This is a genomic window from Bradyrhizobium sp. USDA 4353 (assembly GCF_054063215.1).
In genome coordinates this window covers 2,722,094-2,736,980 of sequence record NZ_JBSSGB010000001.1, presented here as the reverse complement: position 1 = coordinate 2,736,980, position 14,887 = coordinate 2,722,094, and the positions used below count along the sequence as shown (strand labels likewise).

10 protein-coding genes and 1 pseudogene are annotated in these 14,887 nt (G+C 66.5%); 5 read left to right on the top strand and 6 right to left on the bottom strand.

What is annotated here, in order from left to right:
- Positions 1–282 precede the first annotated feature (282 nt).
- Together ACVILH_RS12245 and ACVILH_RS12240 are read left to right on the top strand one after the other, a co-directional pair.
- Positions 283–2,400: a L,D-transpeptidase family protein gene (locus tag ACVILH_RS12245; protein WP_456713108.1), complete on the top strand. Its 2,118-nt coding sequence runs from the start codon at positions 283–285 to the stop codon at positions 2,398–2,400.
- Positions 2,401–2,670: 270 nt separating this feature from the next.
- A complete protein-coding gene (locus ACVILH_RS12240) occupies positions 2,671–4,320 on the top strand; it encodes a DUF882 domain-containing protein (protein ID WP_456713107.1) in 1,650 nt (549 codons plus the stop codon).
- Between the two features lie 102 nt (positions 4,321–4,422).
- Here the strand turns inward: ACVILH_RS12240 and ACVILH_RS12235 are convergent, their stop codons facing one another.
- On the bottom strand, positions 4,423–4,698 hold the full coding sequence (locus ACVILH_RS12235; protein ID WP_456713106.1) for a DUF2312 domain-containing protein: 276 nt from the start codon (positions 4,696–4,698) through the stop codon (positions 4,423–4,425).
- A gap of 246 nt (positions 4,699–4,944) precedes the next feature.
- Positions 4,945–5,247, bottom strand: coding sequence for a DUF1244 domain-containing protein (locus tag ACVILH_RS12230; protein ID WP_456713105.1), 303 nt, complete (start codon positions 5,245–5,247; stop codon positions 4,945–4,947).
- Positions 5,248–5,441: 194 nt separating this feature from the next.
- Here ACVILH_RS12230 and ACVILH_RS12225 point away from each other — a divergent pair, with 194 nt between their 5' ends.
- Together ACVILH_RS12225 and pyk are read left to right on the top strand one after the other, a co-directional pair.
- Positions 5,442–6,035 carry a DUF1036 domain-containing protein gene (locus ACVILH_RS12225; RefSeq protein WP_456713104.1) on the top strand — a complete coding sequence of 198 codons (594 nt, stop codon included), beginning with the start codon at positions 5,442–5,444 and terminating at the stop codon, positions 6,033–6,035.
- Complete coding sequence (gene pyk / locus ACVILH_RS12220) at positions 6,032–7,468, top strand: pyruvate kinase (RefSeq protein WP_456713103.1); 1,437 nt, start codon at positions 6,032–6,034, stop codon at positions 7,466–7,468. Before ACVILH_RS12225 ends, pyk begins: the two co-directional genes overlap by 4 nt.
- A 20-nt stretch (positions 7,469–7,488) precedes the next feature.
- Here pyk and ACVILH_RS12215 read toward each other — a convergent pair whose 3' ends face one another.
- From ACVILH_RS12215 to ACVILH_RS12205, 3 genes are all read right to left on the bottom strand, one after another.
- The gene (locus tag ACVILH_RS12215; protein WP_456713102.1) at positions 7,489–9,096 is read right to left on the bottom strand and encodes a glycosyltransferase family 87 protein; all 1,608 of its coding nucleotides are present in this window, start codon (positions 9,094–9,096) and stop codon (positions 7,489–7,491) included.
- Positions 9,097–9,206: 110 nt separating this feature from the next.
- Positions 9,207–9,881, bottom strand: a complete 675-nt coding sequence (locus tag ACVILH_RS12210) for a TetR/AcrR family transcriptional regulator (protein WP_456713101.1) — start codon at positions 9,879–9,881, stop codon at positions 9,207–9,209.
- A gap of 156 nt (positions 9,882–10,037) precedes the next feature.
- On the bottom strand, positions 10,038–11,261 hold the full coding sequence (locus tag ACVILH_RS12205) for a glycosyltransferase family 87 protein (protein ID WP_456716959.1): 1,224 nt from the start codon (positions 11,259–11,261) through the stop codon (positions 10,038–10,040).
- Between the two features lie 188 nt (positions 11,262–11,449).
- Here ACVILH_RS12205 and ACVILH_RS12200 point away from each other — a divergent pair.
- Positions 11,450–12,656, top strand: a pseudogene (locus ACVILH_RS12200) (acetylxylan esterase).
- A 145-nt stretch (positions 12,657–12,801) separates the two neighbouring features.
- On the opposite strand, the gene ftsH reads toward ACVILH_RS12200, so the two are convergent.
- Positions 12,802–14,724, bottom strand: coding sequence for an ATP-dependent zinc metalloprotease FtsH (ftsH, locus tag ACVILH_RS12195; protein WP_456713100.1), 1,923 nt, complete (start codon positions 14,722–14,724; stop codon positions 12,802–12,804).
- Positions 14,725–14,887 lie beyond the last annotated feature (163 nt).

The window sequence follows — 14,887 nt, the reverse complement described above, 5'->3', positions numbered from 1 at the left end:
TGGAACATCTGAACCGTTGCCTTGCGGTGACAGACAAAGGAAATAACGCGTGGCACAAACGCACGATCGGTTTGGCCGGGGTTTCCCAAGAGTCAGTTTGTCGTGAGTTGTCCCGTGTGGCGCTGGCCGCAGAAATGGGGCTTGAGTATCGTTTGGGCGTGAATCATTGCGTACAGGCGTGACCCATTCTCATGAGCGGTGCTCGACCCGGAACTGGCGGGCAGAGATCGACCTTGTTACCGACCCTGTCTCCGACGGGACAGATCATCCGAGGGATTGACGATGCGAGATTGTGTGACGACCCGTGGCGGATATGACCGCGTGCTGATGGCTGTCGCGGCAACCTTCCTCGCGGTGTCCGCGACCTCGGCCCTCGCCCAGGGCGACACGCCTCGCAGCGCCGCCGAGCTGGCCATCGATGCGGCCGTCCCGCTCCCGGAGCCCGCCAACGTTCCGCCGCCGACCGCCAGCGATTTCAAGCCGGACACGACCGCGACGGTGTCGCCCACTCAGGCTAAGCCTTCGGACACCACGAAGCCGGTTGATGCAGCCGCCGCGCCAGCGACGGAGCCCGCCAAGACGGTTGCTGCGCCCCCGTCTTCTGCGGCTCCTGCAACGGCAACCGCCCCAGCCCCGTCGGAGCCGGTGAAGGCCGCCAGCACCGTTCCCGCCGCCGACCAGCCGGTGGCCGATCGGCTGCGCGACCTGATCGCGACCAAGGGAGCGAAGTATTTCGATCGCAAGGCCGAGCGCGCCGCCGTCGAGAAGTTCTACACCGGCCGCGACTACGCGCCGATCTGGACCCAGAGCGGCAACCTGACCGCCGCCGCCAAGGGCGTGATCGCGCGCCTGAAGGATGCGGCGTCCGATGGCCTCAACCCCGCCGACTATCCGGTGCCGGACTTCGCCGCCGCAGGCTCCGCGCCGGACGCGCTGGCGGAGGCCGACCTCAAGCTCACCGAGAGCATGATGGACTATGCGCGGCAGGCGCAGAGCGGCCGCATGCACTGGTCGCAGGTCTCGGCCGACATCCAGTATCCCGAGCATCCGATCGATCCGAGCGAGGTGCTGGCCAATGTCACGGGCGCCAAGGATGCCTCGGCAGCGCTCGACAGCTACAACCCGCCGCACAAGCTCTACAAGCTGCTGAAGGCCAAGCTCGCCGAGCTGCGCGGCGACCGTGACGGCGCGCCTGTGATCATCGAGGACGGCGAGCCGCTGAAATACACGCCGGCCCGCGGCAAGAATGCGCCGGAGGCCGAGGCCCAGATGTCGGACCCGCGCGTGCCCAAGCTGCGCGCCAAGCTCGGCCTCACCGAGAACCTCGACGACATCCGCTACGATGCGAAGGTCGCGGCGGCGGTGCGCAAATTCCAGGAGAGCGTCGATCTCAAGCCGACCGGCGTGCTCGACGACCGCACCGTCAAGGCGCTCAATACGCCCAAGCGCGACAAGCAGATCGATACGGTCCTCGTCAACATGGAGCGCTGGCGCTGGCTGCCGCGCGACCTCGGCGCGCCCTCGCTCGGCGACGCCTATGTCATCCTCAACATCCCCGACTACACGCTGAAGGTGATGCAGCGCGGCGCGCAGGTGTGGACCACCCGCGTGGTGACCGGCAAGCCGGGCCAGCACGCGACGCCGCTGCTCAGCGAGACGATGAAGTTCATCACGGTCAATCCGACCTGGAACGTGCCGCCGTCGATCATCTACAACGAATATTTGCCGGCGCTGCAGCAGGATCCGACCGTGCTCGACCGCATGGGTCTGCGCCTGGAGCGCGCCCGCGACGGCTCGATCCACATCTCGCAGCCGCCGGGCGAGGCCAACGCGCTCGGCCGCATCCGCTTCAACTTCCCGAACAAGTTCCTGGTCTATCAGCACGACACGCCGGACAAGCACCTGTTCGCGCGTGACGAGCGCGCCTTCAGCCATGGCTGCATGCGCGTGCAGTATCCGGATCAGTACGCCTCCGTGCTCCTGAACATCACCATGCCGGGCGAGCGCTACACGCCGGAGCGCATCCGCAGCATGTACGGCTCGAGCGAGATCGACCTGAAATTCCCGACGCCGATCCCGGTCAACATCACCTATCAGACCGCCTTCGTCGACGACGCCGGCAAGCTGCAATTCCGCAAGGACATCTATGGCCGCGATGCGACCATGATCGCGATCCTCAAGAACAGCCGCGGCAAGGATCTCGAGAACGTCGTCGCCCACGCCCAGCCGAACTATTCGCGTCCGAAGGGGCCGCTGCCGAACGCGGTCAATGTCAGCGACAACAGCTTCTCGTCCGGCTCCTCCGGCCCGAACTTCTTCGAGCGACTGTTCGGCGGCGGCGGCCAGCCGACCCCGCCCGCCCCGGTCGGACGTCCGGCCCGCCGGGTGTTCACGCGCTGACCGGCGCAGCCAGCGCCAATCAAATTCCAATTTGCGATCAAAGGCCTCGCCGTCCGGCGGGGCCTTTGCTTTAGGTTAACCACAATGATCAACCACGATTCGATGGCTCTTTTTCGCCACACTCAAGAGTATATGTTAAGGGTAATTGGGGGGCGGGTCGGTGAGTATCCCTTAACCATCCCGCCTTAGGTAAGCGTTTCCTCTCTCTTCCGCCGGACGGGCCGCAAGAGGGTATTCGAGTAAACGCTCGTCGACGGGGTGGGCTGCATCTTGCTGTCTGTTTTCGCGCGCCAATCGCGTTCACTGCCGAGAACGGCATGGAACGCCGTCTGCCGCACCGGCCTTGCGTCGCTGCTCCTGCTGATGGGAGCGGGCACCATCCGTGATGCCGAGGCCCTCAACGACACCCGCACCCTCTCCTTCCACCACACCCATTCCGGCGAAGACCTCACCGTCACCTTCAAGCGCGAAGGCCGTTACGACGAGGACGCGCTGAAGAAGCTCAACTATTTCCTGCGGGACTGGCGCACCCAGGACCAGACGGTCATGGACCGCCGCCTGTTCGACATCCTCTGGGAAGTCTATCGCGACGTCGACGGCAAGCAGCCGATCCAGATCATCTCGTCGTACCGCTCGCCGGCCACGAACTCGATGCTGCGCCGGCGCTCGGCGCGCTCCGGAGTCGCCCGCCACAGCCAGCATATGCTTGGCCATGCCATGGATTTCTACATCCCCGGCGTGCCGCTCGAGCAGATCCGTTACGCCGGCCTGCGCCTGCAGCGCGGCGGCGTCGGCTTCTATCCGACCTCCGGATCGCCCTTCGTCCATCTCGACACCGGCAATATCCGCCACTGGCCGCGGATGACCGCCGACCAGCTCGCCCGCGTCTTCCCCGACGGCAAGACCGTTCACGTCCCGACCAATGGCGTGCCGCTCAAGGGCTATGAGCTGGCCAAGGCTGAGATCGAGAAGCGCGGCTCCGGCGACGACGCCTCGTCCGGTGGATCGAACCTGCTGGCCCGCCTGTTCCGCGGCCGTCCGAGCGAGGATGACGAAGAATCCGGCGAGAGCGACAGCAAGGCCGACGCCAAGCCCGTCCAGGTCGCTGCGGTCAGTGCCAGGGCCAGTGAGAAAGCCGCCGCTGACAAGACCGCCACTGAGAAGACCGCCGATAAGGACAGAAGCAACGCCGACAGCAAGCCGGCGACGGCCCGCGGCAAGATTGCCAATGCCCTGCAGCTCGCCTCCGCGGATGCCCAGGGCGTGCAACAGCCGGCGGCAAAGCCGGAGACCAAGTCCGAGACCACGAGTGCGATCAATGGCGGCGATCGGGACAGCGCGCCGAAGAGTGTCGCCGATATCATCAACGCCCGCGGCTTCTGGGGTGAGAACCCAAGCACACCGAAGCAGGCGACGCCCGAGCAGGTGGCCGCGATCACGGCGCGCCGGGCGCTGTCGGCGATCGACCAGCCGCAGAATGCGAGCCTGATGCAGGCCATGGCGTTTGCTCCGCCGAGCCCGCCCGATCGCAGCAACGCCACCACCGCGCCGATCCCGGTGCGCAATTCCCGTCCGGCGGCCACGCGCTCCGCTGCCCCTGAGTCCAACGCAAAGGCCGGTCAGAACTCGGACGCCCTGATCACGATGGCCACGCGTGTGTCGGCCGCCAAGGGTCCCGATTCGACCTGGATGCGGGCGATCATGCTGACGCCGAGCGCATCCTCGTCGATGTCGGTCACGAAAATGGGCGATCCCGATCTGACAGTCATGCGCAGCTATTTCGTCAAGCCGCAGACGGCGCTGGCGATGACCTTCGCCGCCGATCCGACACCGGGATTGAGCTATGACCAGTTCACCGGCCCGGCGATCATCAAGCTCGAGACCAAGTCCTTCACGATGCGCGCCGCGGCGCTGCGCTGACGCTCTATCGGCGGCTCGAGCCGTATTCCCGCTGCTCGAGTGCCCCGCGGGGCACTTCGATGAAATCCGGTGCGGCCGCGATAATGTGAGCGCGGCGGGCGCTCAGATCATGCCGAGCGCCTGCATGTAGGTCTCGAGGATGCTCTCTTCTTCCTGGCGCTCGTTCGGATCCTGCTTGCGCAGCCGAATGATCGTGCGCAGCGCCTTGACGTCGAAGCCGTTGCCCTTGCTCTCGGCATAGACGTCCTTGATGTCCTCGGAGATCGCCTTCTTCTCCTCCTCCAGCCGCTCGATGCGCTCGATGATCGACTTGAGCTGGTCTACGGCAAAGCGGGTCGCGGGCGACTCATCGTCCTTCGCGGCGGCGGAGGTGGCCATCTGATACTCCTGAGTGGAACTCGTGTGTCGGAGGACGCGCCCACGGGCGCTGTCGTGTTCGCCGCGACCCTCAAATCTGGCGCGCCTCGCGTCAAGGCGACATCGCCCTCATCCACAAAGCGCCCACATGTTGTTGGGCCCGGCGCGCCCCAAGCCAACAACATCGGCCACATCGCTTGCGTTTTCCGCACCTCGCGGACAGCCGCGCGATTCGCAGATCCGCATGATGCGCGGCCGAGCCGGACCTCAATGGCCCGGATGCACCTTCTTCATCGCCTCGATCTGCTCGGCGCTGGCCTCGCGCTGATATTTCGCCTTCCACTCGTCATAGGGCATGCCGTAGACGGCCTCGCGGCTCTCGTCCTTGGTCATCGCGGCGCCCTGTGCGTCGGCGGCATCCTTCAGCCAGTTGGACAGGCAGTTGCGGCAGAACCCGGCCAGAGTCATCAGGTCGATGTTCTGAACATCGGTTCGGGTGCGCAGATGCTCGATCAGCCTGCGGAAGGCGGCCGCTTCGAGTTCGGTTCGGGTGGTGGCGTCCATGGTCATCTCTCTCGTTCCCTGTTCCGCGCCGCGACGGACATCTGCTATATCATGCGGCCTTGTCGCCGGTTTGGCCATATCGCAGCACCGTCAGGGGCGTTGGAGCTCGATCGGATCCGCCTTTGCGCGGGATCGCCTTGCTTTTGACAGCCGCGGCCAAGTCACGCGACATCGTTCAACGTTTGATATAGCGTCGCGCAATGATCCCCAAAACCTCCGCCATCGTGCATCGCATTCCCCGCCGCCCTGGTCTTGGACTGCTTTCGCTGCTCGGGCTTGCCGCGCTCTGTCTCTCGTCGAGCCCGGCGGCGGCCGATTTCCGGCTCTGCAACAACACCTCCAGCCGGGTCGGGATCGCCCTCGGCTACAAGGACGCGGAAGGCTGGACCACCGAGGGCTGGTGGAACGTCTCGTCTCGCAGCTGCGAAACCCTGCTCAAGGGCACGCTGGTCGCGCGCTATTACTACATCTACGCGCTCGACTATGACCGCGGCGGCGAGTGGTCGGGGCAGGCCTTCATGTGCTCCCGCGACAAGGAGTTCACGATCAAGGGCACGGACAACTGCCTGGCCCGCGGCTTCGATCGCACCGGCTTCTTCGAGGTCGACACCGGCGACCAGCGCGCCTGGACGGTGCAGCTGACCGAGGCCAATGAGCAGCCGGCGCAGCAGCGGGTGCCGGGCATTCCGGGCACCCTCGGTCCCGGCGGCAACGTGCCTGGCCTGCCGAACGGCCCGCAGGCGGCGCCGCCTGCCGGGTCCGGCCTGCCTTCGGGGCAAGCGCCCAAGCCATGAGACGGCTGCGCCGCATCAAGATCCTCGCCACGCTCGGTCCCGCCTCCTCGGACAGCGCGATGATTCGCAAGCTATTCGAGGCCGGCGCCGACATCTTCCGGATCAACATGAGCCACACCCCGCATGATAAGCTGCGGGAGCTGGTGGCCACGATCCGCAGCGTCGAGGCGAGCTATGGCCGTCCCATCGGCATCCTGGTCGATCTACAGGGGCCGAAGCTGCGGGTCGGAACGTTCGCCGAAGGCCCGGTCCAGCTCAACAACGGCCAGAGCTTCGTGCTCGATTCCGACAAGACGCCCGGCGACGCCACCCGTGTCTACCTGCCGCATCCGGAAATCCTGGCCGCGCTGCAGCCCGGCCACGCGCTGCTGCTCGACGACGGCAAGGTGCGGCTGATCGCGGAGGAGACCTCTCCCACCCGCGCGGTCACCCGCGTCGTGATCGGCGGCAAGATGTCCGATCGCAAGGGCGTCAGCCTGCCCGACACCGACCTGCCGGTGTCGGCGATGACGCCGAAGGACCGCGCCGATCTCGAAGCCGCCCTGAATATCGGCATCGACTGGATCGCGCTGTCCTTCGTGCAGCGCGCCGACGACGTGCTGGAGGCCAAGAAGATCATTCGCGGCCGCGCCGCCGTGATGTCCAAGATCGAGAAGCCGCAGGCGATCGAGCGGCTGAACGACATCGTCGATGTCTCCGATGCGCTGATGGTGGCGCGCGGCGATCTCGGGGTCGAGCTGCCTCTGGAGCGCGTGCCGGGACTGCAGAAGCAGATGACGCGGCTGGCGCGCCGCGCCGGCAAGCCGGTGGTGGTCGCGACGCAGATGCTGGAATCGATGATCCAGTCGCCGGTGCCGACGCGCGCCGAGGTCTCGGACGTCGCTACCGCCGTCTACGAGGGCGCCGATGCAATCATGCTGTCGGCGGAATCGGCCGCTGGCAAATTCCCGGTCGAGGCGGTGTCGACCATGAACCGCATCGGCGAGGAGGTCGAACGCGACAGCGTCTATCGCTCGGTGATCGCGGCCCAGCGCCCCGAGCCGGAATCGACCGCGGGTGATGCGATCGCCGAAGCCGCCCGGCGGATCGCGGAAAATCTGGATCTGCCCGCCATCATCTGCTGGACCTCGTCGGGCTCGACGGCGGTGCGCGTCGCGCGCGAGCGGGCCAAGCCGCCGGTGGTCGCGATCACGCCGAACCTCGCAACGGGCCGCCGTCTATCGGTGGTGTGGGGCGTGCATTGCGTCGTCGCCGAGGATGCCCGCGACCAGGACGACATGGTCGAGCGCGCCGGCTCGATCGCGTTCCGTGACGGCTTCGTGCGCGCGGGCCAGCGCGTCATCATCGTCGCCGGCGTGCCGCTCGGCACCCCCGGCACCACCAACATGGTGCGCATCGCCTATGTCGGGCCGTCGAGCGAGGCGCATCTGTGAGCTGACCGTCTGTGAGCTGATCAGTCGGCGCGGCTGGCCGGCTTCAGGCCGGCCGTCGAGGCAGCAGAGATTGCCCCGCGCACGACCGGACAGGCCATGACCTCGACGCGGTCAGGCGCCCACAGGTGCTCGCAAGGGCGCGTCTCATCGATCCTGAGATCGTAATCGGCAAGCACTTCGAGCCGCGGCTGGTAGTCCGGCCGGCTGTTGGCAAAGTACAGCGCCCAGATCCCACCGGGCAGCGGATCGGACAGCCCGCTGCGGATGCGACGATCCAGCACGCCGCCGGGGACGATCGGGACGACGATCTCCGCGAGCTGATAAAAGCGCGAGCCTTCCGGCAGCAGCGCGGCCAGATAGCCGAACGGCTTTTGCAGCATCAGGAACGTGGCCGGCTGCTGCAACGCCTGCGCAAGCTGCGGCCGATACGGATCGGACCATGGCCGTCGCCCCCAGTCGCTCGGCTGCGAGCCCAGCGCGACAGCGGCCGCGGCAATCAGCACCACTACCTGGACGCGCCGTGACGGCCTCTCCGGCACGCCCTGCTCGCGCCAGGCATCGATCAGACGCACGAGCAACAGCACGATCAGCGGCGCCGCGAGCAGCTCGAGGGGAATGAGATAACGCTGGATCGAGAACGCCAGCATCCACAAGACGTAGCTGACCCAGAACAGGATGATGAGGCGCCGGTCGCGCAGCGTCAGCACCTCACGCTTCTGCCAGAGCGCGGTGACGATCAGCGCGATCAGCAGCACGATGACCACCGCAAAGCGCGGATCGCGGAATGGCGATTCCGACGAGGGATGCACCCCGACCGACCAGTAGAAAGGATAGGCCAATGCGTCGAGCAGGCCTTGCGGCATGAAGCGCGTGTCGGCAATCGAGCCCAGCGGCGCCTCGGGCGAGCGGAAGATCGTGTTGTAGAACGGATAGAGCGGGCTGCCGAACTCGCGCGCCATCTTCAGCGCCCAGGGCCCAGCCGTGACGATCCCCGCCAGCGCGCTGCCGGCGCCGAAGGCTGTCATCGCCAGCAGCGGCCGCGCGACCAGCAGCAGCGAAACGCCGGCGCCGACCAGGAAGATAGCGTTGGTCAGCTTCAGTCCGGTGGCGGCCCCCATCAGCAGGCCAGCGATGAAAAAGCGCCGGCCGCCATCGTCGTCGCGGAAGATCAGCGCGATCCCGATCAGAATTGGGATCGCGGTCAGGATGTCCGCGAAGCTGGTGCCAACCTCGGACAGGGCCATCGGGCTGACGGCTGCGATGATCACGGCCGCAGCGATCGTGAACGCATCGGCCGCGCGCCCGAGCAGTAGCCGCGTGAGCCACCAGATCAGCGCAAGGTTGAGCCCGTGGAACGCACCGAGGGCCAGTCCCCACCAAGGCGCGGCCAGGCTGTGGCGAAGCACATAGGGCAGCAAATAGACGAGCGGATTGAGGAAGCTCTGAAAGCCGCCCGGGGCGACATCGAGATCGAAGCGGCCATGCATCAGCGCGAAGGCGCCATAGTCGTGATAGTTCTGCCAGTCCCAGTTGATGTCCTCGCCGGCGACGTAGGCGTAGACGGCGCCGGCCATCGCCGATCCGGCGATCACGAACCACGTGGCCGGATGTGTGCGTGCAGTGGTCATCGGTTGAGGAAACGCTGGGGACCTGCGAGCGGCGGCGACCGTCCGGCGCCACCCACGACCATGGCGGCGAGGCATGAATCCTTGCTTAAATGGACGCCCGCCGGCCCGGCTCAGGCGCCGACCAGGCTCTTCACCGGCAGCACCGCCTGCACCACCAGCCCGCGGGCGCGGGCATCCATCACGCCGACGGCGCGCAGCGCCAGCAAAGTGACGGCCTGGACCGTGTCACGCAGCTTGGCGGGATCGTCGAGCGTGTCGGTGGCCAGCGGCCCGACCAGGGCCTCATGCAATGCGCCGAGCAGCGCGGTGGCCGCGAGCTGGGTGTCCTGCGCCGGAAGGTGACCGGCGCGGACGGCGGCGTCGATGCGGGAGGCGATCTCGCCGACGATCTCGCGGCGGCTGGCGATCCGCGACGCGGTGACGTCGACATCGACCGGCTCGGCCAGGATGCCCCAGGCAAGCTTGCGCTGCGACAGCACGTGGACGGCGACGGTCGAGACCGCGGCGGCGAGCGCCGAGGACGGACCGGGCGCGGCATCGGCGGCGCGGCGGACCGCGGCCAGCTCGTCACGCGACACCTCTGCGATCAGCTCGGAGATCAGGTCGGCCTTGGACGGAAAATAGCGGTACACGGTTCCGGCTGCGACATTGGCCCGGACCGCGACCGGGGCGATCTGGACGGCCGACATGCCGCCTTCGGCTGCGGCTTCGCGCGCGGCGGCTAGAATCGCGCTGCGACGGGCCGCCAGCCGTTTCACGACCTGATGGGTTCGCCGATAGACCATGGCGCTTCTCGTCCCGGACACGCCCGTCCAGGAAACGCCCGGCGAACGCTGGTTCAGTGTTTTTGGAGGATGACCCTCGCAAATCGCTGAAAGAACTGAACACCTGTTCAGGAAAGAAGACAAGCGGAATGATGGATGGGCAGGCCTGCGCCGATGTCAGGCCGCCGCAAGCGCGGCCTCGGCCCGGATCGGCTGCCGGCGCCACCATGATCCGGCGCGAGCCAACACCAGGCCGCCGACCAGGAGGTTGGCCGCGAGGCCGAGCGGAATGCCGGTCAGCATGAAGGTGATCTGCAGCGCCGCGATGCAGCCGAATGCCGGCAGCTCGTAGCGCCGGAAGCCGTCATGCAGGCCAATCCGCACCAGCCAGGCCACCGCAATCGCCTGCACCATCATGTCGTACATGAACAGATAGGGCGTGGTCAGCAGCAGCCCGATCGCAAGGGCCGCCGCCTTCAGCGAATAGCGCACCCGGCTGCGCCACAGCGTCACCAGCACCACCGCGACCGCCGCCGTCAGGACCCATTGGAAGGTCCAGCCGAGCGCTTCCGAGCCGCCGAAATAGCGCACCAGCGAGAACAGGCTCTGCAGCTTCCACCAGGTCGCCTTGCCCTCGGTCAGGAAGGCCTGCGAGAACATCGGCAGCCAGTGGAAGAAGGCCTGCCAGCTGTCGAGACCGAACGCCACGAGCGACGCCACGGCGAGCACGAGCGCAGTGACGGTCGCGGAGGCGACCGCCGTCCAGCGCTGGGTGGCGATCAGCACGATCGGAAAGAGCAGACCGTATTGCGGCTTGTAGGTCAGAAGCCCGAGGCAGATTCCGGCCAGCACCGGGCGCACCGGCAGCCAATACAGCGTGCCGCCGACCAGGGCTGCCGTGAGGCATCCGTTCTGGCCGACCAGCGCATTTGAGAACAGCGCCGGAAAGCCGGCGGCGAGCAGCAGGCCGAAGCCGCGGCCGACGATGGCGCGCATGGCGAGCGCGAATGGAACGAAGCTCGCATAGACCCAGCCGGCGAAGCCCGTGATGTAGGGAAACTGCGCGAGGAACGCCGCGACGAACAGGAACGGCGGCGGATAGTGCCAGGCGAAATAGCCGGGGAAATCCTGCTTCAACAGATCGAGCTCGAGCTGGCGCTGCACGTCCCAGTCCCACGCCAGCGCCGGATGGCCCTGAAGCGCCAGCTTGCCCGCGGCCCAGACATTGACGAAATCGGTGGGAATGCCGAGGCCGTCGGCGCCCCAGATCCAGATGCCGGATGACAGCCCCCCGGGAAAGAACGCGGCGTTGATGCAGGCGAGCGCGAAGCACGCGACGAACAGGCTCCTCGGAACGCTGGGGCGCTGCGGCGGCCTCGCGGCAACAGAATTGTCGGCCATGTTGTCGGCCATGAGAAACCTCGCCCGCGCCGACAGGGGCGCACTCCTGATCAGGGATAGGCTGGGAGACTTGAAGAAGGCTTAAGCGCGCCCGGGCCGGGCTTTCGGCGCCGGCCGTACTGATTATTTACGCGCGCTCTGTAGCAAGAACCTCCGATACAACTGGCCGTCGCCACGCGGGAGCTCTCATGCCCAGGATTCATATCATCGTCGCTCTCGCGCTGTGCCTGATCTGGCCGGCGGCAGGCCGCGCGCAGGACAAGGGCGCGGTGCGCGTGACCTCCGACGTCTCCTACGAATTCCTGGCGCGCTGGGACGTCGACCGGCTGAACAAGATCCTGACGGTCGACACGCCGAAATTCGCCGGCGTCACCGTCAGCTATACGCCGGCTGTGAACGCCGTCCGGCTCTATCGCATCACCTACGCGTCCGTGATCCCCGAACGCGGCAACAAGCCGATCCGCGCCACCGGCCTGCTGGCCGTGCCCGAGATCAGCGAGACCAGCCTGCCGCTGGTGTCCTATCAGCACGGCACGGTCTATGGAAAGCAGGAGGTGCCGTCCTTCCCGGAGCAGTCGCCCGAGACGCAGCTGATGATCGCGCAGTTCGCGGGCCAGGGCCATCTGCTGATCGGCGCCGACTATTTCGGCATGGGCACATCGACGGAGCCGGAAGGCTACATGGTCAAGGCCAGCCATCAGCAGGCGACCTACGACATGCTGATCGCGAGCCGCGCCGTGCTCAATGACCTGCATCTGACAGCCACCCGGCTGTCCATCGCCGGCTGGTCGCAAGGCGGCTTCGTCACCATGGCGTTTCTCGAGAAGCTCGAAAGCACAGGCGTGCCGGTCGCGGCGGCCGCGACCGCGAGCGCGCCGGTCGACGTGTTTCGTCGCGCTCAACGGCTTCCTGAGCTTCCCGCGCAAGAACGACGCCGCCTGGGTCAACTCGTTGTTCATCCTCTCGGCCTTCGCCTTCGAGAACTACTACGCGGTTCCGGGCCTGGCGCGCTCGGTGATCAGCGACAGCTATTACGACGTCGCGCGCAAGGCTTATGAGCGCGAGCCCTTCAACGTCGCCGACGTGCCGACCGATCTGCACAAGCTGCTCAAGCCGGACTATTTCGACGCGCAATATTTCGCGGCCTCGGCCTATGGCCGGCTCGTCGCGCAGACGCAGGCCTACCGCTGGATCATCAAGAGCCCGGTCCGCAACTATTATGGCGAGACCGACGAGGCGATTTCGACCGGGCTGGGCCGGCTGGCGATGACCTATCAGCAGGCGATCGGCGCTGGGAACATCAAGGTCGAGGCGGTCTCGACCGGCCCGACCACGCATCGCGGCACCTTTGCCACGGCGGTCCCGCAATGGAAGGCCTGGTTCGACAAGCCGTAGGCCGTTGGCGATCTCCGGCCGATCGCGAGTTGCAGCCGACCACAGATAGCAAAAAGCCCGGCTGCGAAGCCGGGCGTTTCGTTTCATTCTCTTGGACGGGCTTGCTGGACTACCCTTCGCGGGGGAGATGATCCCCTGCTCCGCCTCACGCCTGGGGCTGCGGCTCCAGGCCGGGATCCGGATCAGGACGCGGCCGTGACTTGCCGGCCGGCGGCACGGCCGAGGCGCGCGGCGTCGCCGGCTCGATCGCGGACTCGCGGTTCGGTTTCTTGCCCTTGAGCAGGTCGAGGATCTCCTCGCCGGTCAGCGTCTCATATTCGAGCAGCGCCTGGGCAATCGCCTCCCAATCCTCGCGCTTCTCGGTGATGATGCGGCGGGCCTCCTGCTCGCCGGCCTCGATCAGGCCGCGAATCTCCGAGTCGATCAGGCGGGCGGTGTCATCCGAGATGTTGGTCGAGCGCGCTACCGAATGACCCAGGAACACCTCCTGCTCATTGCTCTGATAGCGGACGCGGCCGAGCTTGTCGGACATGCCCCATTCCATCACCATCGCACGCGCAAGGTTGGTGGCCTGCTGAATATCGCCGGTGGCGCCGTTGGTGACCTTCTCTGGCCCGAACTTCTGCACCTCGGCCTCGCGACCGCCGAACATCATCGCAAGCTTGGAGACGCACCATTCGCGGGTGTGCGAGTGACGGTCGGCCTCCGGCAGCGACTGCACCATGCCCAGCGCACGGCCGCGCGGAATGATGGTCGCCTTGTGGATCGGGTCGTGGCTCGGGACGTTGAGGCCGACGATCGCATGGCCCGCCTCGTGATAGGCGGTCAGCATCTTTTCTTCCTCGGTCATCACCATCGAGCGGCGCTCGGCGCCCATCAGCACCTTGTCCTTGGCCTCCTCGAACTCGGCCTGGGTCACCATCCGCTTGTTGCGGCGGGCGGCGGTCAAAGCGGCCTCGTTGACGAGGTTCATCAGGTCGGCGCCGGAGAAGCCGGGCGTGCCGCGGGCGATGGTCTTGAGATTGACGTCCGGCGCCAGCGGCACCTTGCGGACGTGAACCTTGAGGATCTGCTCGCGGCCGATGATGTCGGGGTTGGAGACGACGACCTGGCGGTCGAAACGGCCGGGACGCATCAGCGCCGGATCGAGCACGTCGGGCCGGTTGGTGGCGGCGATCAGGATCACGCCCTCATTGGCCTCGAAGCCGTCCATCTCGACCAGCAGCTGGTTGAGGGTCTGCTCGCGCTCGTCATTGCCGCCGCCGAGACCGGCGCCACGATGGCGACCGACGGCGTCGATTTCGTCGATGAAGATGATGCAGGGCGCGTTCTTCTTGGCCTGCTCGAACATGTCGCGGACGCGGCTGGCGCCGACGCCGACGAACATCTCGACGAAGTCAGAACCCGAAATCGTGAAGAACGGCACGTTGGCTTCGCCGGCGACCGCGCGCGCGATCAGCGTCTTGCCGGTACCGGGAGGGCCGACCAGCAGCACGCCGCGCGGAATGCGGCCGCCGAGGCGCTGGAATTTGCCGGGGTCGCGGAGGAACTCGACGATCTCCTGCAGGTCCTGCTTGGCTTCGTCCACACCGGCGACGTCCTCGAAGGTGACGCGGCCATGCGCTTCCGTCAGCATCTTCGCCCGCGACTTGCCGAAGCCCATCGCCTTGCCGGCGCCGCCCTGCATCTGCCGCGACAGGAAGATCCACACGCCGATCAGCGCGATGAACGGCAACCAGGAGACCAGCAGCGACACGAACCACGGCACGTTGTCGCCCGGCGGCTTGGCCTGGATGTTCACCTTGGCGTCGTACAGGCGCTTCACGAGGTTCGGATCGCTCGGCGCGTAGGTCTGGAACGACGAGCCGTTCTTGAAGGTGCCGTGGATCTCCGGCCCCTGGATCACGACGTCGCGCACATTGCCCTGATCGACCTCGGTCAAGAGCTGCGAGAAGTTGATGTCGGTGGAGGACGCGCGTTGCCCAGGATTTTGGAAGAGCGTGAACAGCGCCAACAACAATAGGACAATAATGACCCAAAGGGCGAAATTGCGCAGATTGGCGTTCATCGATTTTCCTTCGTGGTCGCGCGGATCGCGGCCGTTCGTCCTCGGACTCATCCCTGGGTAGCCACGAGGGAATCCCCCGGTCGACCGTTTCGTAATCTAGGTACCACTCGCACCAATGCCAAGGGAACCAGACAGGACTATTTAACGCATCCTAGCCCGATTC

Excerpts from the sequence above, each read along its gene's own strand:
- ftsH (WP_456713100.1), bottom strand. The coding sequence starts at position 14,724 with ATGAACGCCAATCTGCGCAATTTCGCCCTTTGGGTCATTATTGTCCTA.
- ACVILH_RS12235 (WP_456713106.1), bottom strand. The coding sequence starts at position 4,698 with ATGGCCACCTCCGCCGCCGCGAAGGACGATGAGTCGCCCGCGACCCGC.
- ACVILH_RS12230 (WP_456713105.1), bottom strand. The coding sequence starts at position 5,247 with ATGACCATGGACGCCACCACCCGAACCGAACTCGAAGCGGCCGCCTTC.
- ACVILH_RS12205 (WP_456716959.1), bottom strand. The coding sequence starts at position 11,261 with ATGGCCGACAATTCTGTTGCCGCGAGGCCGCCGCAGCGCCCCAGCGTT.
- ACVILH_RS12225 (WP_456713104.1), top strand. The coding sequence starts at position 5,442 with ATGATCCCCAAAACCTCCGCCATCGTGCATCGCATTCCCCGCCGCCCT.
- ACVILH_RS12245 (WP_456713108.1), top strand. The coding sequence starts at position 283 with ATGCGAGATTGTGTGACGACCCGTGGCGGATATGACCGCGTGCTGATG.
- ACVILH_RS12210 (WP_456713101.1), bottom strand. The coding sequence starts at position 9,881 with ATGGTCTATCGGCGAACCCATCAGGTCGTGAAACGGCTGGCGGCCCGT.
- ACVILH_RS12215 (WP_456713102.1), bottom strand. The coding sequence starts at position 9,096 with ATGACCACTGCACGCACACATCCGGCCACGTGGTTCGTGATCGCCGGA.
- pyk (WP_456713103.1), top strand. The coding sequence starts at position 6,032 with ATGAGACGGCTGCGCCGCATCAAGATCCTCGCCACGCTCGGTCCCGCC.